This is a genomic window from Stenotrophomonas maltophilia group sp. P373, assembly GCF_053295075.1.
Genome location: NZ_CM129994.1, coordinates 4,195,368 through 4,214,405, shown reverse-complemented (window position 1 = coordinate 4,214,405; position 19,038 = coordinate 4,195,368). Strand labels below are relative to the sequence as shown.

The 19,038-nt window shown below is 68.9% G+C and carries 13 protein-coding genes and 1 pseudogene; 3 read left to right on the top strand and 11 right to left on the bottom strand.

Annotated features, from left to right (window positions below; all coding sequences use genetic code 11):
- Positions 1 to 82: 82 nt before the first annotated feature.
- The 10 genes and pseudogenes from ACSYHF_RS19525 to baeS form a co-directional block, all read right to left on the bottom strand.
- Positions 83 to 1,381: a DUF58 domain-containing protein gene (locus ACSYHF_RS19525; RefSeq protein ID WP_005420169.1), complete on the bottom strand. Its 1,299-nt coding sequence runs from the start codon at positions 1,379 to 1,381 to the stop codon at positions 83 to 85.
- A complete protein-coding gene (locus ACSYHF_RS19520) occupies positions 1,378 to 2,364 on the bottom strand; it encodes an AAA family ATPase (RefSeq protein WP_188239000.1) in 987 nt (328 codons plus the stop codon). The genes ACSYHF_RS19525 and ACSYHF_RS19520 overlap by 4 nt, the downstream gene beginning before the upstream one ends.
- Positions 2,361 to 3,545 (bottom strand): DUF4350 domain-containing protein, encoded by a 1,185-nt coding sequence (locus ACSYHF_RS19515; RefSeq protein WP_188238999.1) that lies wholly within the window; start codon positions 3,543 to 3,545, stop codon positions 2,361 to 2,363. The genes ACSYHF_RS19520 and ACSYHF_RS19515 overlap by 4 nt, the downstream gene beginning before the upstream one ends.
- The gene (locus ACSYHF_RS19510; RefSeq protein ID WP_139727960.1) at positions 3,542 to 5,158 is read right to left on the bottom strand and encodes a DUF4129 domain-containing protein; all 1,617 of its coding nucleotides are present in this window, start codon (positions 5,156 to 5,158) and stop codon (positions 3,542 to 3,544) included. Before ACSYHF_RS19510 ends, ACSYHF_RS19515 begins: the two co-directional genes overlap by 4 nt.
- Positions 5,148 to 6,140, bottom strand: a complete 993-nt coding sequence (locus ACSYHF_RS19505; RefSeq protein ID WP_262220829.1) for a stage II sporulation protein M — start codon at positions 6,138 to 6,140, stop codon at positions 5,148 to 5,150. Before ACSYHF_RS19505 ends, ACSYHF_RS19510 begins: the two co-directional genes overlap by 11 nt.
- On the bottom strand, positions 6,137 to 6,826 hold the full coding sequence (locus tag ACSYHF_RS19500; RefSeq protein ID WP_005420157.1) for an RDD family protein: 690 nt from the start codon (positions 6,824 to 6,826) through the stop codon (positions 6,137 to 6,139). The genes ACSYHF_RS19505 and ACSYHF_RS19500 overlap by 4 nt, the downstream gene beginning before the upstream one ends.
- Before the next feature lie 123 nt (positions 6,827 to 6,949).
- Positions 6,950 to 7,480, bottom strand: a complete 531-nt coding sequence (locus tag ACSYHF_RS19495) for a gamma carbonic anhydrase family protein (RefSeq protein WP_005420152.1) — start codon at positions 7,478 to 7,480, stop codon at positions 6,950 to 6,952.
- 164 nt (positions 7,481 to 7,644) lie between these two features.
- Positions 7,645 to 8,464, bottom strand: a pseudogene (locus ACSYHF_RS19490) (nucleotidyltransferase domain-containing protein).
- Positions 8,465 to 8,611: 147 nt separating this feature from the next.
- Entirely contained in the window at positions 8,612 to 9,301 is a 690-nt protein-coding gene (locus ACSYHF_RS19485; RefSeq protein WP_188238997.1) for a response regulator, read from the bottom strand.
- Entirely contained in the window at positions 9,298 to 10,689 is a 1,392-nt protein-coding gene (gene baeS, locus ACSYHF_RS19480; RefSeq protein WP_005420145.1) for a sensor histidine kinase efflux regulator BaeS, read from the bottom strand. The genes ACSYHF_RS19485 and baeS overlap by 4 nt, the downstream gene beginning before the upstream one ends.
- A 128-nt stretch (positions 10,690 to 10,817) precedes the next feature.
- Here baeS and smeA point away from each other — a divergent pair, with 128 nt between their 5' ends.
- From smeA to smeC, 3 genes are read left to right on the top strand one after another with little or no spacing between them, the layout of a single operon-like run.
- A complete protein-coding gene (gene smeA / locus ACSYHF_RS19475) occupies positions 10,818 to 12,014 on the top strand; it encodes a multidrug efflux RND transporter periplasmic adaptor subunit SmeA (protein ID WP_069138792.1) in 1,197 nt (398 codons plus the stop codon).
- 12 nt (positions 12,015 to 12,026) lie between these two features.
- Positions 12,027 to 15,176: a multidrug efflux RND transporter permease subunit SmeB gene (smeB, locus tag ACSYHF_RS19470; protein ID WP_447575952.1), complete on the top strand. Its 3,150-nt coding sequence runs from the start codon at positions 12,027 to 12,029 to the stop codon at positions 15,174 to 15,176.
- Complete coding sequence (smeC, locus tag ACSYHF_RS19465) at positions 15,173 to 16,588, top strand: multidrug efflux transporter outer membrane subunit SmeC (RefSeq protein WP_447575951.1); 1,416 nt, start codon at positions 15,173 to 15,175, stop codon at positions 16,586 to 16,588. Before smeB ends, smeC begins: the two co-directional genes overlap by 4 nt.
- Before the next feature lie 82 nt (positions 16,589 to 16,670).
- Here the strand turns inward: smeC and mnmG are convergent, their stop codons facing one another.
- Positions 16,671 to 18,560: a tRNA uridine-5-carboxymethylaminomethyl(34) synthesis enzyme MnmG gene (gene mnmG, locus ACSYHF_RS19460; protein WP_005420137.1), complete on the bottom strand. Its 1,890-nt coding sequence runs from the start codon at positions 18,558 to 18,560 to the stop codon at positions 16,671 to 16,673.
- Between the last annotated feature and the right edge of the window lie 478 nt (positions 18,561 to 19,038).

Below are 19,038 nucleotides of genomic sequence, written 5' to 3'. Positions count from 1 at the left end.
GTGCCGGCCGCTGGCCGGCAGCCGAGCATGGGCTCGGCGCTACAGACAACCCGATTCGTGTAGAGCCGAGCCCACGCTCGGCTCAAAGCAACCCTTCGCGCTTCACCGCCAGGTAGCGCTCCACCAGCGCGCCCGGCAGGGCGTCGGCGGTGACGTCCAGCACCATCACCTTCTCGCTGCGCAGCGCTTCGTGCGCCTTCGCGCGCTGCTGCAGGTACAGCGCCGCGGCACCGGCCTGGGTGGCGTCCTCCAGCGTCTGCACGTCCCCCTCCAGTACGCCGTCCAGCTCGCGCTCGCGCAGGCTGGCCACGCACACCAGGTGGCGCCGTTGCAGCAGGCGCACCGCCGCCAGCAGGTCTTCGATGTCCTCGTCGCGCACGTTGCTGACCAGCATCACCAGTGCTCGCCGGCGCTGGCGCAGCGACACCTCGGTGGCAGCGGCCAGGTAATCGGTGGCCACCGCGCGTGGCTGCAGGTCGTAGCTGGCGCGCAGCAGGTGCTCGACCGTGCCCATGCCGCGCTGCGGCGCGACCCAGCGGCGTTCGCCACCGGCAGCGAACAGGCCGGCGGCATCGCCCTGGCGCAGCGCCAGGTAGGCCACCACCAGCGAGGCATTCAAGGCATGGTCGAAGTGCGAGAGACCGCCTTCGCTGGCCAGCATGCGCCGGCCACTGTCGAGCATCAGCAGCAACTGCTGGTTCTTCTCGTCCTGGTACTCGCGCGAGATCAGCTTGCGCGCACGCGCGGTGGCCTTCCAGTCCAGCTGGCGCAGGCTGTCGCCGACGCGGTACTCGCGCATCTGGTGGAAGTCGGTGCCTTCACCACGGCGGCGCTTCACGTGTGCACCGACCAGCCGCGAGGCCTGGTCGGCACTGAACAACGCAAAGCGCGTGAGCGGCACGAAATTCGGATAGACCCGCACGTCCAGTGCGGGCGGCAGCGTGCGTTGCTGCCACCACAGCCGCCACGGCGAGCGCATGCGCAGGTGCACGCCTTCGAAGCGGAAGTGCCCACGCTGCAGCGGCTGCAGGTGGTAGTGCAGCGTGGAGGCGCTACTGGCCCGCAGGCGCACGCGCTGTGGCAGCGATTCCAGCGGCCAGCCGCCGGGGACCAGGTCGAACACCTGCACCGTCATCGATTGCTCGGCCTGCAGCCGCAGCGCCGCCTCGCGGCGCACGCCCAGCGCCAGCGCTTCGGGCAGTTCGCGCTGTACCTGCGGCGACGGGCGCTGCGACTGGCGCCACAGGTCGAACAGCGCAGGCAGCGCGATGGCTACGGCGGCCAGCGCCCAGCTCCAGCGCGGCAGCAACCCGCCCAGCACCAGGCCGCCCAGGGCGGCCCAGGCCAGCAGCAGCGCCAGCAGCAGCGGGGCAGGCCTCATCGGCGCGGTGCTTCCACCTTGGCCAGCAGTGCGCCCAGCACGTCGTCGGCGTCCTGGCCTTCGATCTGCAGCTCCGGGGCCAGTGCAATGCGGTGGCGCAGTGCCGGGCGAGCAATGTCGCGCACGTCGTCCGGCGTGACGAAGTCGCGGCCGGCCAGCACCGCCTGCGCACGCGAGGCACGCACCAGCGCGATGCTGCCGCGTGGGCCGGCGCCGACCGCGATGCCCGGCCACTGCCGGGTCGCCGCGACGATGCGTACTGCGTAGTCGATCACTTCGTCATCGACGGTGATCGCCGCGGTGGCGCGCTGCAGTTCCAGCAGTTCGCCGGCACCGAGTACGCGTGGCACCTGGCTCAGGTCGAAATCGCTGGCGGCGCGGCCACTGGTGATCGCGGTCACCATGCGCTTCTCGTCCTCCAGCTGCGGGTAGTCGATCAGCACCTTCAGCAGGAAGCGGTCGAGCTGTGCCTCCGGCAGCGGGTAGGTGCCTTCCTGCTCCAGCGGGTTCTGCGTGGCCAGCGCCATGAACGGCGGCGCCAGGGTGAACGCCTTGCCTTCGATGGTCACCTGGCCTTCCTGCATCACTTCCAGCAGTGCCGACTGGGTCTTGGCGGGCGCACGGTTGATCTCGTCGGCCAACAGCAGGTGGGTGAACACCGGGCCACGGCGGATCTTGAAGCTCTCGCTCTTCGGGTCGTACACCGCATGGCCACTGACGTCGCTGGGCATCAGGTCGGGGGTGAACTGCACGCGGCCGTAATCCAGTTCCAGGGCCTGTGCCAGTGCGCGCACCAGCAGGGTCTTGCCCAGCCCGGGCACGCCCTCGATCAGCACGTGGCCACCGGCCAGCAGCGCCACCAGGATCTGGTCCAGTACATCGGCCTGGCCAATGAAGGCGTGGCCGACGGCATCGCGGATGGCATCGACGCGTTCGATCAGGCGGGCGTTGGCGGCCGCCGGCAGCTCGGGGACTTCGGTCATAGCAGGGATCTCATCTGGAGCAGCAAGCGGATGCGCTCGCGCAGGGCGGAGGAATCGTGCGGCGGAGGGGGCGTGAGCGCGCTGGCAACGCGGCCTTGCGGCCAGGACAGCAGTTCGGCGATGGCCTGTTCGCGCGGCGCGCCGTCCAGTGCGGCGGCCACCGGTGCGCGCAGGCGCAGGCGATGCAGGAACAGGGCGAGCACGGCGTCATACAGGCGCGCGCCTTGGCCGAAGCGCAGCAGCAGCTCGCCGCTGGCACGCACGTGTTCCAGCAGCGAGCGGCGTTCCAGCACCGGCGACGGCAGGCGGCTGCCGAAGCGTTGCGAACGGCCCCACAGCCAGCCCAGCAGGGCCAGCAGCAGCGGCGCCCACACCGGCCAGCCCTGGTAGAACAGGCGCGCCCACAGCGACGGCGGGCGGCTGGCGTAGACCAGCCAGAAAGTGCCCTTGCCGTAGTTCGGATCGAGCAGATAGCGGGTCAGGTCGCGGTGCGAGAGATCGTGCAGGCCGTCGCTGGCCTTGCCCGCAGCCGACGCCAGGCGTGCTGCCGGCGAATCCACCTCGCCGCGCATGAACTCCATGTCGGCCAGCACGCTCACCTTGCCCTGCCCGTGGCGCAGTCGCGCGAACACCAGGTTGCGCTCGTTGCCCCAACGCCGTTCGGTGTGTGTACGGGCGGCAAAGCCCAGCGTGAAGCGACGACCACCGCAGAACTCCACATGGCTGGGATCGTCGATGACGTGGAACGGCTGGCAGTCGCTCTGCTGGTACAGGCTGTCCACGCCCAGCTGGTCCAGCAGCGGTCCCTGCGTACTGCTGGCGTCGTCCTCTGCGGGTGGCGGCGTGCGCACCAGCAGATGGCCACCACCATCGACCCAGGCCAGCAGGGCCCTGGCCACCGGTGCCGGCAGTTCGCTGCTGTCCTGCAGCAGCACCACCGTGTCGCGCGGACCCAGCGCCATCTGCTGCAGGTCCAGCCGCGGCCGCGAGTGCACGTCGATGCCATCGGCACGCAGGGCCTGTCCAAGCACGTACAGCGGGTTGTAGCCAGCTTCGCCCTGCGGCGGCAGCTGCACGGTCTCGGTCACCCGCTCATGCGTGCGCAGGTAGAGGATCGTCAGCGGTACGCCGAGCAGCACCAGCCCGCCCAGCAACAGCGACCAGAACAGGCGCGGGCTCATGCCAGCCACCGGTACTGCTGGCGCAGAGTGTCGGCCAGTGCATCGAAATCGGCGCGGCTGGGCAGGCGGCCACCGTAGGCGGCGTACTGCCACATGCGCACGATGCGCGCGAACAGGTCACGGTCGGTGGCATCGGGCATGCGCCGCGAGGCGCGAAGGCATTGCGCTTCGGTGGCACCGGGCGGAAGCGCGATGCCGCTGCGCTCGCCCACCGTGCGCACGCTGGCGCGGTACAGCAGGGCCAGCGCCTGACGCGGCCGGCCCTGGTCCCACAGCAGGCCGGCCTGGGTGGCCACGTCCGGCGGCAGCACGACCGGCAGCTCCACCTGTTCCTCCACCACCTGCGGTACAGCGTCGGCCTTGCGCCGGCCACTGCCGCGCAGCCACGGCAGCCACAGCCGTGCGGTCAGCAGCAGCACCAGCAGCAGGACGCCCAGCAGGGCCCACAGGCCCCACTCGGCCAGGCGCGCCAGCCAGGCAATGCCGGCCTTGCGGTTGCTGCGCTCGCCCTTGCTGCTGCCGTCGCTCTGCAGCGCCTTGTCTTCCTTCTTTTTTTCCTCGGCCTGTTCGATCGGCTTCCAGCGCGTGACCTGGCGGGTCGGGCGCTGCAGCGGATCTTCATAGGCGCGGTTCACCGCCTGGCGGAAACCGGCGGTGTCCACCGGCGCCGCACCGAAGATCATCGCCGGCGTATTGGCCGGGTCGTTGGCCGCAGTGGCGGGTTCTTCTGCGCTGTCCTCGTCCCCTTCGGCATCGCCGGCCTGCCCAGCGACCGTCTGCGCGTCCTGCGCATGCACTGGCGCGAAGGCCAGCGGCAGGGCAAGGCACAGCAGCAGCGCCAGCGTCGATGCTGCCGGCAGCAGCCGCTCGCGCAGGCGGCGCAGCGCGATCTCCACGTCCCACGCTTCCATCTGCGTACGCCGGTTCAAGTACAGGCCGAAGCCGGCGCCGACATAGAACGGTCCGATCAGCACCGATGCCAGCCAGCACGCCAGGTTGAAGCCCAGTTGCGCCCAGGCAGGCGTGTCCTGGCCGATCATGTCCCATGCGGCACGCCATGATTCGGACATCAGCTCCAGTGGCATGAACATGAACACCGCGCCGATCGCACCGGACACCAGCACCCCTTCAAAGGCCATGCAGGCCACGGTCAGCACGACGGCGGCGCCCGCGGCACCGGCCGCCACGGCGCGGCGGCGTGCACCGCGCTGGGCCGGCGCGTTGCCTTCCAGCAGGTTCACCGGCAGGCACAGGCTGCGCAGCACGCTGAAGCGGCGCCAGCCCAGGTAGCCCCAGAAGCCCGCATTGCCCCAGCTGCGCTGCGCGCGCAGCGCTGCCAGCGCGCCCACCGGCTCACCGAAGATGCCGCGCGACAGGACGTACAGTGGCGCTCGCTCGAACAGTGGCTTGCACCACCACATCGCCAGCCAGGCCCAGCCGAACGCATCCAGCCACCAGCCCAGCGCGTTGAAGATCACGAACAACGGTGCACTGGCCAGCAGCCAGCTGCCCCATACCGCACGCGCGTGGCGGCGCGACAGGGCGCTGCCCAGCTCCATTGCTTCCCAGCCACTGCGCGCGCGCAGCGCCACGTCCAGGCGGTCAATGCGCATTGCCGCCTCCGCGCCCGCCGCGCCACAGCCACAGCAGCACGCCGGCCCACAGCACGCCGGCCAGGCTGAACTTGCCCCACGCCGGCACTTCGGCAATCGACGACCAGAACGCTTCGATGAACGCGGCCACCAGCAGCATGAACGCCACGCCCAGGCACAGCCGGGCCCCGATGCGGCCGCCTTCGACCAGCGCATCCAGGCGGCTGCGCCGGCCGGGGGCCAGCAGTTTCATGCCCAGCTGCAGGCCGGCACCGCCGGCGATCACTATCGCGGTCAGCTCGAACGCACCATGGCCCGCGACGAAGCGCCAGAACGGATCGCCATGGCCGATGTGCTGCAGGTGGCCGGCCACCGAACCGATGATCACGCCGTTGAACAGCAGCACCAGCAGCGTGCCCAGGCCGGCCAGCAGACCACTGGCGAAGGTACGCAGGGCGATGCTGATGTTGTTCAGGATGTAGTGGCCGAACATCATCCAGTCCGTGCCGCTGTCACGCCCGAGGCGCTCGGCCGCTGGATCGTACATGCGCTCCATCTCGGCGATCTGGCGGTTGTCCATCACCATGTGGATCAGGTCCGGGTAGAGCTGCGCCAGCACGAAGCAGGCCACCGCCGGCAGCGCGAACATCGCCAGTGCCACCCACATGCTGCGCGCCTGGCTGCGCACCAGCAGCGGGAAGTCGGCCACCAGGAATTCAAGTGCACCGCGCCAGCGCGTCGGCGGCGTGCGGTACAGCACGCTGTGGCCCTGCTGCATCAACTGCTGCAGGCGCTGCACCAGCTGCGGGCTGTAGCCGCGCTCGCGGGCCAGTGCCAGCTGCTGGCACAGGCGCCGGTAGCGCTGCGGGAAGGCGGCGTCGTCCACTGCCAGCGCGCTGGCCTTGCGCCGCGTGCGGCGCGCAGCACCAGCACGCAGCAGCAGCCAGTGTTCCAGGTCCTGCCATTCCTGCTGGTAGCGGGCGACGAACTGCTCCTGCTTCATCGTCGCCCCAACAGCCAGTTGGCCATGGCATACAAGCGCAGTACGCCGACCTGGCCGTGGGTGCCGGTCAGCGGTTCGGCGATGCCGGCCAGTTCCTGCTGGCGGGCCGCCGACAGCCGTGGCGCGCGCTCGGCGAAGGCCATCAGCGCGGCCTGCTCTTCCGGTCGCAGCGGCTGCGGCGGGGCCAGCACGCTGTCGATGGTGGGCGGAGGCGGCAGGTACAGCACGGGCGCATGCACCACCACGGTGCCGGCCACCAGATCGCCCAGGCGACGGCCATGGGGATCGAACAGGCTGCTGATCAGGCCCAGTGCATAGCCGAACGGCAGCATGTCCACGGTGCGCAGCAGGTTGCGGGTGATGGCAGGCATCCAGCCTACCGGCGCGCCATCGCGCGCAAGCACGCGCAGGCCCAGCGCGCGCTTGCCGAGGGTACGGCCCCACAGCGCTTCGCAGACGATCGGGTAGGCCCAGTACACCAGGAACATCAGCACCAGGCCGAGCCCGGAGCCGAACGAATCCAGCAGTGCCAGTGGAATCGACATCACCACCAGTACCGCGATGCGCACGCCCAGATCCACCAGCCACGCCATCGCCCGTGGCACCGGGCCGGCTGCCGGCAGCTGCAGCGGCACACCCTCCGGCGTCACCACCTCGCGGTAGGTATCGAGCATCGGTGCGGCCATCAGTGCGATGGCCTTCGTTGTGGGCGCCGGAGTCCTCTCCGGCAGGCAGCCACAGGCATGGGGGTCTCGACAGGTCCTGGTCGGGCCCAGACTTTAGCAGAGCCGCATGGCGGCGTTGGCTGCTCAGCCCAGGTATTCGTCCTTCAGCCGCACGTAGTGGTCGGCCGAGTAGTGCAGCGACTCGATCTCCTTGTCGCTCAGCGTGCGCGCCGGGCGGGCCGGATTGCCCACCCACAGCTCGCCTTCGCCAACCACCTTGCCCGGGCCGACCACCGCACCGGCGCCGACGAAGCCATGGCGCTCGACGCGCGCACCGTCGAGGATGCAGGCGCCCATGCCGATCAGGCTGTAGTCGCCGATCGTGCAGGCATGGATGATGCAGCCGTGGCCGACGGTCACGCCTTCGCCGATCAGGGTCGGGTAGCCGGCCTTGTTGTAGGGGCTGTGGTGGCTGACGTGGATGATCGTGCCGTCCTGCACATTGGTGCGCGCCCCGATGCGCACGTAATTGACATCACCGCGGATGACCGTGCCGGGCCACACTGATACGTCCTCGGCCAGCTCCACGTCACCGATGACGGTGCAGGCCGGGTCGATGTACACGCGCTCGCCGAGGATGGGCATCTTGTCGCGGAAGGGGCGCAGCGGGTTCATCGGTGTCTCCGGAAATCAGGGCGTTCGCGACGATGATACGCGTGCGTCCGCTGGGGAAGGTACCGCCCTGGGGCCGCGCGGATACACAGTAGATCCACGCCATGCGTGGATGGTGATCTCGGTGCCGACCAAGGTCGTCAGCTACCAGAAACGGGTGCAACCGCTCAGGACGGCGCGTGCTCGGCCAGCATCCGCCGGAACAGCACGTCCATCCAGGCGCTGTCGCCCTGTCCGGCCGGCAGCTGCGGGGCCTGCGCCGCGCGAACGGCCATCGCATGGTCAATGTACTCGCTGATGAGCGCGATGCGCGGACGAGCGCTGACCTCGGCGCTGGCGCGCTTGACCACCAGCAATGCGTCGATGGCGTGGCGCACCGGGCCGTCCGGCAGCAACCGGTCCAGCAGATCCTCGAAGGCCATCGGCGGCGGCGTGGGCTCGCTCTCGATCCACTGGCAGGCAAGCAGGGCGCGCAGCACATACAGGTACTTCTTGGTGCTGATGGTGGGCTCACCCAGGTGGCGGCTGTGTGGTCCTGGCCATGCTCATGTAGTGCCACCAGCTGCCCAAGGGTGAGTAGAAGCGTTGGGCCGCTTCCCACAGCAGTGCCACCGCAGCGTCATCCTGCCGGTACACGATCGGCGAACGCAGCCATTCGATCAGTGTCGGATTGGATTTTGAGACCAGCCGCAGTGCCTTGCGCAGGTCCCAGCCGCTGACGTCGAGCTCATCGTCGATCGGCAGCTCGATCACATCGCGCTGCGCTTCGCCGGGACCGGTGCTCTCGTTGACGCTGAGATACCACGGCTGGCGATGCACGTAGATGAAGCGTGCATCGTAGTCGCTGTCCGGCGAAGAGAAGCCCCAGCCACGGCTGCCGGATTCGCAGGCCAGCAGCACACGCACATTGTGGCGCTGTTCGATGTCGGCGAGGCTGGAAAGAATGGCGGCGCGCTTGTCCGGCGCGATCGGGTGGATGTCGTCCATGCAGTTGTGTTCTTAATGTCGAGCGCTCTCGACTGTAGCGCAGGTCTGCATCGCTGCGCTCGCCGGGCATGGCCCGGCGCTACCAGAGGGTGACGTTCGTCGACGAGGCATGACGGGGTAGCGCCGGGCCAAGCCCGGCGAACGCGATCACGGCTCGTAGCTGTAGCCCATGCCATACACCGAACGGATCGGTTCGCCTTCCATGCCGGCGTCAGCCAGCTTGCGGCGCAGGTTGCGCACGTGGCTGTCGACGGTGCGGTCGACCACCACGCGGTGGTCCAGATAGAGGCGGTCGAGCAGCTCGTCGCGCGCCCAGATCCGGCCCGGCGTGGCCAGCAGCGTGCGCAGCAGGCGGTATTCGACCGGGGTCAGGTCCAGGCCCTTGCCGTTCCAGGTAGCGCGGGCTGCCGGTTCGTCGATATGCAGCCCGCTGTTGGCACGCGCAACGGGGTCCGGGCGGTAGCGGCGCAGCACCGCCATCACCCGTGCGACCACTTCGCGCGGACTGAACGGCTTGCAGATGTAGTCGTCGGCACCGATGTCCAGGCCCAGCAGGCGGTCGATCTCTTCCACCCGTGCGGTGACCATGATCACCGGTACATCGCTGCTGGCGCGCAGTTCGCGGCACAGGTCCACGCCATCGCGCTGTGGCAGCATCAGATCCAGCAGCACCAGGTCGGGCTGGTAGCGCGCGAATGCGTCGATCACCTGGCCGCCATCGTCCACCCATTCGCTGGTCATGCCGGCGGCGGCCAGGTAGTCGCGCAGCACCGAGGCCAGGCGTGGCTCATCCTCGACGATCAGGATCTTCGAGGACGCGGCGGTGGACAGGCTCATGCAGGCTCCGGCAGGGTAATGACCACGCGCAGCCCGCCCAGCGGCGATGGCTCGGCGTGGATGAGGCCGTGGTGGGCGAGGATGATGTTGTGGCTGATGGCCAGGCCCAGCCCGCTGCCGCCGCTGGCCCGGTTGCGCGAGCTCTCCACCCGGTAGAAGCGCTCGAACAGCAGCGCGCATTTGTCCGCCGGCACGCCTGGCGCGGTGTCTTCCACGGTCAGCTGCACACCGGCAGGCACGCGCGCTGCCTGCACACGTACGCGGCCCCCGGCGTGGGTGTAGCGCAATGCGTTTTCCAGCAGATTGGCCAGCACCTGCTGCAGGCGTCGTTCGTCACCGGATACCTGCAGCGGTGTGGCGGGCAGGTTCTCCTCCAGTGCCAGCCCCGCCGTGGAGAAGCGCACGCGCATGCCATTGAGCTCGCTGCGCAGCAGCGCCGCCAGGTCCAGCGGTGCGAAGCGGTAGGCCAGGCCGCCGGACTGGGTCATCGACAGGTCGTGCAGGTCGTCGATCAACTTGCCCAGTTGGCGGATCTCGCCCTGCAGGGCACCGAGGTTGGCGCGGTCCAGCGGGCGGATGCCGTCCTCGATGGCTTCCAGTTCGGCACGAACCACCGCCAGCGGCGTGCGCAGTTCGTGCGAGATATCGGCGATGAAGGCACGGCGGTTGCGCTCGGTGTCGTCCAGCGCCTGCGCCATCCGGTTGAAGTCGTTGACCAGTGCATCCAGCTCGTCGTCGCTGGTGCGCTCGATGCGGGTGGCGTAGTCGCCAGCGGCGAGCCGGTGGGTGGCCGCCGCCAGTTTGGCAAGGCGCTGGCGCAGCGCGCGCGATACCAGCCAGGCCAGCAGCACCGTCACCAGCAGCAGCGCGATGCCGATCACCCACCACGCACGCATCTGGGTGTTGTAGAAGTTCAGGTCGTTGGTGGCGATGACGGTCTGGAACGGCACCATGCCCAGCCAGCCGACCGTGTGCCCGTCCACCTGCACGGCGTGCGGCTCGTCGTCGCTGGTGGCGTCCGGGTTGCCGGCTACGAACCGATGCTGTGCATCGAACAGGCCCAGGCGAGAGGGAACGCCGGTCTGGTCGGACAGCGGTGGCACGGGCCCCTCGTGCCCATGGGCCAGATCCGGGCGCAGCAGCCGCGCCCAGCGGTCACTGTCGCCGCGCAGGTGCTCCCAGCCGCCGTGCGCACTGTACTCGCGCTGCAGGTGCGGCATCACGCGCTGCATGCGCAGGTCGCCCTGGTCATTGAGGTAGTCCAGGAAGCCGGTCTGGAACGCCACGCGGCTGGCAATACCGTTCACTGCCAGCACCAGCAGGCAGGCGGTGAAGATCGCGAGGAAGGTCTTCGCGGTCAGGCCGAATTTGAGTCGAATCTTCGCCATCGCGGGGCCATTAGCGGCGCATGCGGCGCCGAAAGCAAGCGCCCGCTGAGCCGGTCGCACAATCTCCATATTCTCTGCACAGTTCCACGGCAGCGTGCACGGGTCAACGCAAGGCCCCCACGCCCCCCATGTCACTCCTGCGCCCGCTGTCCCGCTCCCCCCTTCCGCTGTTGCTGCCCCTGCTGCTGGCCCTGGCGGCCTGCTCGGCGGGCAGGCCCGAGGCCCCGGCCACCCCTGAAGTGGGCGTCATCACTGCCAGCGTGCAGCCGCTGGCCCTGCAACAGACCCTGCCCGGTCGCGCCGTACCGTTCGAGGTGTCCGAGGTGCGCCCGCAGGTCGCTGGGCTGATCCGCCAGCGGTTGTTCACCGAAGGCCAGCAGGTCAAGGCCGGCCAGCTGCTTTACCAGATCGATCCGGCGCCGTACCAGGCCGCCTTCGATACCGCGCGTGGCCAGCTGGCGCAGGCCGAGGCCACCGTGTTGTCGGCGCAGCCGAAGGCCGAGCGCACCCGCACGCTGCTGGGCATGGATGCGGCCAGCAAGCAGGACGCCGACGATGCCACCTCGGCACTGAAGCAGGCCCAGGCCAATGTGATCGCCGCGCGCGCTGCGCTGCAGGCGGCCCGCATCAACCTCGACTACACCCGGGTCACTGCACCGATCGATGGCCGCATCGGCACGTCCAGCGTCACCGCTGGCGCGCTGGTCGCCGCCGGCCAGGACGCGGCGCTGGCAACCATCCAGCGGTTGGACCCGGTCTATCTGGATGTCACCCAGTCCAGCACGCAGATGCTGGCGCTGCGCAAGCAGCTCGATGCCGGCCGGGTGAAAGCCATCGACGGCAAGGCACAGGTGAAGGTGCTGCTGGAGGACGGCAGCACGTACGCGCATGAAGGCACCCTGGAGTTTGTCGGCAGCGCAGTCGACCCGGGCACCGGCAACGTGGTGCTGCGCGCGGTCATTCCGAACCCGGAGGGCCTGCTGCTGCCGGGCATGTACCTGAGGGCGGTGCTGCCGATGGCCACCGATGCGCGCGCCCTGCTGGTGCCGCAGAAGGCGGTGCTGCGCAATGAACGTGGCGAGCCGCTGCTGCGCCTGCTCGACGCAAAGGACCGCGTGGTCGAGCGCCGGGTCAGCACCGGCCAGGTAGTGGGCAACCAGTGGCAGATCACGCAGGGGCTGAAGGCTGGCGATCGGGTGATCGTCAGCAACGGCAGCGCGGTAGCGCTTGGCCAGCAGGTGCAGGCGGTGGCGGCCACCACCGCGCAGCTGGCCGCAATGCCGGCGATCGACCCGACCGGCAACACCGACGAAACGTCGCACTGAGGCCTGCCGCGCATGGTTCGTTTCTTCATCGACCGGCCGATCTTCGCCTGGGTGATCGCCATCGCGGTCAGCCTGCTCGGCCTGCTCGCGATCCTGATCCTGCCGGTGGACCGCTACCCGCAGATCGCCCCACCCACCATCACCATCCGCGCCACCTACACCGGCGCCTCGTCGCAGACCGTGGAAAACGCGGTCACCCAGGTCATCGAGCAGTCCCAGCAGAGCCTGGACCACCTGATGTACATGACCTCCACCAGCGCCTCCGATGGCTCGGCGCAGGTCAACCTGGTGTTTGCCACCGGCACCAATCCGGACACCGCGCAGGTGCAGGTACAGAACCAGCTGCAGGCGGCGATGGCGACGCTGCCGCAGGCGGTGCAGCAGAACGGCCTGACCATCACCAAGTCCAGTGGTTCGATCTTCGAGGTGCTGTCGTTCACCAGCGAAGACGGCAGCATGGACAACTTCGATGTCGCCAACTTCATGGAAGCGCGCATCGACGACCAGATCAGCCGCGTCAGTGGTGTCGGCAACATCCAGCCGATCGGCCAGGAATACGCCATGCGCATCTGGCTGGACCCGGAGAAGATGCGCCAGTACGCGCTGATGCCGTCGGACATCGAGACCGCACTGCAGGCGCAGAACACCGACGTCTCGGCCGGTGAGCTGGGTGGCCAGCCGGCACTGAAGGGCCAGCAGCTGGACGCCACGGTCACCGCGCGCAGCCGCCTGCACACGCCCGAACAGTTCGCGCGGGTGGTGCTGAAGGCCGATGCCAACGGCAGCGTAGTGCACCTGGGCGACGTGGCGACGATCGGCCTGGGGCCGGAGAGCTACGACAGCATCAGCACCTTCAACGGCAAGCCGTCGGCGTCGCTGGGCATCGAGCTCAACGCCGGCGCCAATGCCATCGCCGTGTCCAAGGCCATCGAGACCCGCCTGCAGCAGTTGCAGAAGTACTGGCCGCACGACTACACCTACCACGTGGCGTTCACCACCACGCCGTTCGTGACCATCTCGCTGAAGGAAGTGGTGATCACCCTGATCGAGGCGATCATCCTGGTGGTGCTGGTGATGTACCTGTTCCTGCAGAACTGGCGCGCCACCCTGATCCCGACCATCGCGGTGCCGGTGGTGCTGCTGGGCACCTTCGGCGTGCTGGCGGCATTTGGCTATTCGATCAATACCCTGACCATGTTCGCACTGGTGCTGGCCATCGGCCTGCTGGTGGACGATGCCATCGTGGTGGTGGAGAACGTGGAGCGGGTGATGACCTTCGAAGGGCTGGCGCCGAAGCCGGCCACGCTGAAGGCGATGGGCCAGATCACCGGCGCGCTGGTGGGCATCGTGCTGGTGCTGACCGCCGTGTTCCTGCCGATGGCGTTCTTCAGCGGTGTCACCGGCGTGATCTATCGCCAGTTCTCGGTGACGATTGCCGCTGCGATGATCCTGTCGGTGCTGGTGGCGATGACCATCACCCCGGCCCTGTGCGGCAGCATCCTGCACCAGATTCCCAAGGGCGGCCATCCGCATGGCGACCACGGCGGTGAGCCGAGCCTGCTGGGCAAGTGCTTCATCTGGTTCAACCACCGTTTCGAGCGCACCTCCAACGGCCTGCGTCGCCGGGTGGATGGCTTCCTTGGCCGGCGCACGCTGGGCGTGGGGTTCTACCTGGTGCTGAGCGTGGCCACCGGCCTGCTGCTGTGGCACCTGCCGGGCGCGTTCCTGCCCGACGAGGACCAGGGCATGCTCAACGCGCTGGTGAAGCTGCCGGCCGGTGCCACCCTGGAGCAGACCCGCGCGGTGATGGATCGCCTGAGTGCCGCCGCGGTGAAGGACGACGGCGTGCTGTCGATCCAGGCCACCGCCGGTTTCAGTGTCACCGGCAGCGGCCAGAACGTCGGCCAGGCCTTCATCCGCCTGAAGGACTGGGATGACCGCAAGGATGACGCCGACACCATTGCCGCACGGTTGACCGCGGCCATGGCCAGCGTGCCCGATGCGCAGGTGTTCATCACCTCGCCACCGGCCATCCTGGGCCTGGGCGATGCGGGCGGTTTCACCCTGGAACTGCAGGACGAAGGCGGCGCCGGCCATGCCGCCGCCGTGGCCGCGCGCAACACGCTGCTGAAGGAGGCCGCCAGGGATCCGAAGCTGGTCAACGTGCGCTACGCCAGCCTGGAAGACGCGCCGGTGTATGCGGTGAAGGTGGATGACGCCAAGGCGCAGGCCATGGGCGTGAATCCGCAGGACATCAATGACACCTTGAATGCGGCCTTGGGCGGCGACTTCGTCAACAACTTCATCTACAAGGGCCGCATCAAGAAGGTGTTCATCCAGGGCACCGCCGAAGCGCGCATGCAGCCGCAGGACATCGAGCGCTGGAGCGTGCGCAACCAGGCCGGCCAGATGGTGCCGCTGTCGTCGCTGGTCAGCGCGCACTGGACCAGCGCGCCGGCCGCGCTGCAGCGCTACAACGGCGTGTCTGCGATGGAGATCACCGGCCAGCCCGCGCCGGGCGTCAGTTCCGGCGAGGCGATGGCCGAGATCGCGCGCCTGGCCGACGCGCTGCCGGAAGGCTTCAGCCATGCCTGGTCGGACATGGCCTACCAGGAACAGCTGTCGGGCAACCAGGCGCCGATGCTGTACGCCATCTCGCTGCTGTTCGTGTTCCTGTGCCTGGCCGCGCTGTATGAAAGCTGGGCGGTGCCGTTCGCGGTGATGCTGGCGGTGCCGGTGGGCGTGTTCGGCGCCGTGCTGTTGATGAACCTGCGTGGCCTCAACAACGACGTGTACTTCCAGGTCGGCCTGCTGACCACGATTGGCCTGGCGGCCAAGAACGGCATCCTGATCGTCGAGTTCGCGCGCATCCTTGAACAGCAGGGCAGGAGCACCCGCGAGGCGATCCTGCAGGCCGTCTATCTGCGCCTGCGGCCGATCGTGATGACCTCGCTGGCGTTCCTGATGGGTGTGCTGCCGCTGGTGTTCGCCACCGGCGCCGGCTCGGCCGCGCGCCGCTCGCTGGGTACCGGCGTGGCCGGCGGCACGGTCGCCTCGATGGTGCTGGGCATGTTCTTCGTGCCGTTGTTCTACCTGCTCGTGCGCCGCCTGTTCCCGGGCCGCGCGCCTGCCGAAGCCACTGCCCCGGAGGCAAGCCCATGAAGCCGACGCTGCTGCGCGCCATTGCGGCCGCAACGATGACCACCGTGCTGGGTGGCTGCGTGAGCATGGCGCCGCATTACCAGAGGCCCGAGGCGCCGGTGCCGGCACAATTCGGCAATGCCGCCACGGCCGAGGCCGAGCCAGCACTGGCGGTGCCAGCCTGGCGCGAAGTCTTCCTCGAGCCGCACCTGCAGCAGGTGATCGCGCTGGCGCTGCAGAACAACCGCGACCTGCGCGTGGCCATGCTGCAGGTGGAGAAGGAACGCGCGCAGTACCGCATCCAGCGCGCGGCGCTGCTGCCGTCGGTGGATGCCAGCGGCAGTGTCACCCGCTCGCGGGTAAGTGATGCCAACAGCGAGACCGGTGCCACCCAGGTAACCGAATCTGATGCCGTGCAGGTGGGTATCAGCAGTTGGGAACTGGATCTGTTCGGACGCATCCGCAGCCTGAAGAACGAGGCCCTGCAGAACTGGCTGGCCAGCGCCGAGAACCAGCGCGCCGCGCGCACCAGCCTGGTGGCCGAAGTGGCCACGGCGTGGCTGGCGTTGGCAGCGGACGAGCAGTCACTGGCGTTCACCCGGCAGACCCTGGACAGCCAGCAGCAGACCCTGCAGCGCACCGAGGCCCGCCACGCCCAAGGCCTGGCCTCGGGCCTGGACCTGTCGCAGGTACAGACCAGCGTCGAAGCCGCGCGCGGTGCGCTCGCCAAGCTGCAGACGCAGCAGGCGCAGGATCGCGATGCATTGCAGTTGCTGGTAGGGGCGCCGCTGGATCCGGCCTTGCTGCCAACCGCGCAGGCGCTGGATGGCAGCGTGGCACTGGCGCCGCTGCCGGCCAACCTGCCGTCCAGCGTGCTGCTGCAGCGCCCGGACGTGTTGTCCGCCGAACACGCACTACAGGCGGCCAATGCCGATATCGGTGCCGCGCGCGCTGCATTCTTCCCGACGCTGACATTGACCGCCAATTACGGCCACAGCTCCACCGCGTTGTCGACGCTGTTCTCGGCCGGCACCCGTGGCTGGTCGTTCGCGCCCAGCATCACCGCGCCGATCTTCCACGCCGGTGCGCTGAAGGCCTCGCTGGATGCCTCGAAGATCGGCAAGGACATCGGCATTGCGCAGTACGAGAAAGCGATCCAGCAGGCCTTCAGTGAAGTAGCCGATGCGCTGGCCACGCGCGATCACTTGACCGTGCAGATGGACGCACAGCGCGCGCGGGTGGCCGCCAACCAGCGCAGCTACACGCTGGCCGATGCGCGTTACCGCACCGGGCTGGACGGCTATCTGCAAGCACTGGATGCGCAACGCAGCCTGTTTGCCGCGCAGCAGGACCTGATCGCGCTGCAGCAGCAGGAGGCGGGCAACCGGGTGACGTTGTTCAAGGTGCTGGGCGGCGGGGCCGACGCACGCTAGCGCGTTCGCCAATGTGGGTGCGTCTTCCGCTCCGGTGCGTGCCGACCTTGGCCGGTACCCACCAGAAGCGGACGGTCCCGCGTTACGCCACGCGGCCGCGGCGCGCGCGCTCCAGGTGCACCAGCAGCAGTGAGATCGCTGCCGGGGTCATGCCCGGAATACGCTGCGCCTGGCCGATGGTCTGCGGGCGCACCCGCTCCAGCTTCTGCAGTGCTTCGGCCGACAGCCCGCGCACGGTCGCATAGTCGAACGCCTCGGCGATCGGCGTGGCCTCATGCCGCTGCTGGCGCTCGATCTCCTCGCGCTGGCGGTCCAGGTAGCCGGCGTACTTCACGCCGATCTCCACCTGCTCGGCCACCTTGGCGTCGGCCACGGCCGGCCCCAGCGATGGCACCTGCATCAGCTGCGCGTAATCCAGCTCGGGGCGCTTGATCAGGTCCAGCACGTTGGTCTCGCGGCTGACCGCCACGCCCAGCGTGTCCTGCACTTCGCGGCCCAGCGCATTGGCCGGGGTTGCCCACAGCGCGCCCAGGCGTGCGCGCTCGGCAGCAACAGCGGCCTGCTTGGTCTCGAACGCACCCCAGCGACGATCATCCACCAGGCCCATCTCGCGGCCGGTCGGGGTCAGGCGCTGGTCCGCATTGTCCTCGCGCAGCTGCAGCCGGTACTCGGCGCGGCTGGTGAACATGCGGTACGGCTCGTTGGTGCCGTGGGTGATCAGGTCATCCACCAGCACGCCCAGGTACGCCTCGTCGCGGCGCGGGCACCAACCGTCCAGCCCACGCACCTGGCGTGCGGCGTTGAGGCCGGCCAGCAGGCCCTGCGCGGCGGCCTCCTCATAGCCGGTGGTGCCGTTGATCTGGCCGGCGAAGAACAGGCCGTTGACCAGCTTGGTTTCCAGCGACGCCTTCAGCCCGCGCGGATCGAAGAAGTCGTACTCGATGGCGTAGCCGGGGCGGGTGATGTGCGCGTTCTCGAAGCCACGGATGCTGCGCACCATCTCCAGCTGCACGTCGAAGGGCAGCGAGGTGGAAATGCCGTTGGGGTAGATCTCGACGATGCCCAGGCCTTCCGGTTCGACGAAGATCTGGTGGCTGGCCTTTTCGGCGAAGCGCACCACCTTGTCCTCGATGGACGGGCAGTAGCGCGGGCCGATGCCTTCGATCTGGCCGCTGTACAGCGGCGAGCGGTGCAGCGCGTCGCGGATGATCTGGTGGGTCTGCTCGGTGGTGTGGGTGATCCAGCAGCTGACCTGCTGCGGATGCTCGTCCACCGAGCCGAGGAAGGACATCACCGGCCGCGGCGAATCGCCCGGCTGCTCGTCCATCACGCTGTAGTCCAGCGAGCGGCCATCGATGCGCGGCGGCGTGCCGGTCTTCAGGCGGTCCACCTGGAAAGGACGCTCGCGCAGGCGCGCCGCCAGCGTGGTGGCCGGCGGGTCGCCCATGCGGCCGGCGGCGTACTGGGTCGGGCCGACATGGATCTTGCCGGCCAGGAAGGTGCCGGCGGTCAGCACCACGGCACCGGCGTCGAAGCGCAGGCCGGTCTGGGTCATGACCCCGCGCACGGCGTCGCCTTCAATGACCAGGTCATCGACGGCGGCCTGGAACACGGTCAGGTTGGCCTGGCCTTCGACGATGGCGCGGATCGCCATGCGATACAGGTTGCGGTCGGCCTGGCAGCGGGTCGCGCGCACGGCCGGGCCCTTGGAGGCGTTGAGCGTGCGCCACTGGATGCCGGCGCGGTCGGCGGCATGCGCCATCGCACCGCCCAGGGCGTCGATTTCCTTGACCAGGTGGCCCTTGCCGATGCCGCCGATGGCCGGGTTGCAGCTCATCGCGCCCACTGTTTCGATGTTGTGGGTCAGCAGCAGGGTGCGCACGCCGGTACGGGCCGCGGCCAGCGCGGCTTCGGTGCCGGCGTGGCCACCGCCGATGACGATGACGTCGTAACGATGGAAGGACGGGTTCATGGGGCTGTTCAGCTGGGGGCGGGCGCGGCCGGGGCGGCACCGGGGTGGCGATTTTAGCGCCATTCGGGGCCGCGACGTCGGCGCCGGCCGGCTCCCGTCGAAATCAGCCCTAAAGTTGGCAGGATTTTTGCAGATAACCCAATAGCACCCACCGTGGCTGGCGCCGCAGGCGCCCGTGACCGGAATTGGAACAGGGGCCGGTACAGGCGCACGGTGGGGGAGCAGGGGGCCGGCAGTCGGGGGACTGCCCGGCCCTGTTTTTTGGCGCTATCGGGAGGCCGCCATCCACGCATGGCGTGGATCTACGGAAGCTGCGGCCGCCGGTTGACGACCCCGCAAAACAAACGGCCCCGCACTGCGGGGCCGTCTGCTTTCAGAGGTGCCGACATCCGACAGGGCCGGAACAGGGGGGATCCAGATGTTCCTGTCGGATATCGACGTAGAGATTTTTGCGGCGGCCCGTGTCGTTTTTGTCACT

Coding starts and splice junctions, on each gene's coding strand:
- smeB (WP_447575952.1), top strand. CDS start 12,027: ATGGTTCGTTTCTTCATCGACCGGCCGATCTTCGCCTGGGTGATCGCC.
- smeA (WP_069138792.1), top strand. CDS start 10,818: ATGTCACTCCTGCGCCCGCTGTCCCGCTCCCCCCTTCCGCTGTTGCTG.
- ACSYHF_RS19500 (WP_005420157.1), bottom strand. CDS start 6,826: ATGGCCGCACCGATGCTCGATACCTACCGCGAGGTGGTGACGCCGGAG.
- ACSYHF_RS19515 (WP_188238999.1), bottom strand. CDS start 3,545: ATGAGCCCGCGCCTGTTCTGGTCGCTGTTGCTGGGCGGGCTGGTGCTG.
- ACSYHF_RS19485 (WP_188238997.1), bottom strand. CDS start 9,301: ATGAGCCTGTCCACCGCCGCGTCCTCGAAGATCCTGATCGTCGAGGAT.
- mnmG (WP_005420137.1), bottom strand. CDS start 18,560: ATGAACCCGTCCTTCCATCGTTACGACGTCATCGTCATCGGCGGTGGC.
- ACSYHF_RS19525 (WP_005420169.1), bottom strand. CDS start 1,381: ATGAGGCCTGCCCCGCTGCTGCTGGCGCTGCTGCTGGCCTGGGCCGCC.
- ACSYHF_RS19495 (WP_005420152.1), bottom strand. CDS start 7,480: ATGAACCCGCTGCGCCCCTTCCGCGACAAGATGCCCATCCTCGGCGAG.
- ACSYHF_RS19520 (WP_188239000.1), bottom strand. CDS start 2,364: ATGACCGAAGTCCCCGAGCTGCCGGCGGCCGCCAACGCCCGCCTGATC.
- smeC (WP_447575951.1), top strand. CDS start 15,173: ATGAAGCCGACGCTGCTGCGCGCCATTGCGGCCGCAACGATGACCACC.
- ACSYHF_RS19505 (WP_262220829.1), bottom strand. CDS start 6,140: ATGAAGCAGGAGCAGTTCGTCGCCCGCTACCAGCAGGAATGGCAGGAC.
- ACSYHF_RS19510 (WP_139727960.1), bottom strand. CDS start 5,158: ATGCGCATTGACCGCCTGGACGTGGCGCTGCGCGCGCGCAGTGGCTGG.
- baeS (WP_005420145.1), bottom strand. CDS start 10,689: ATGGCGAAGATTCGACTCAAATTCGGCCTGACCGCGAAGACCTTCCTC.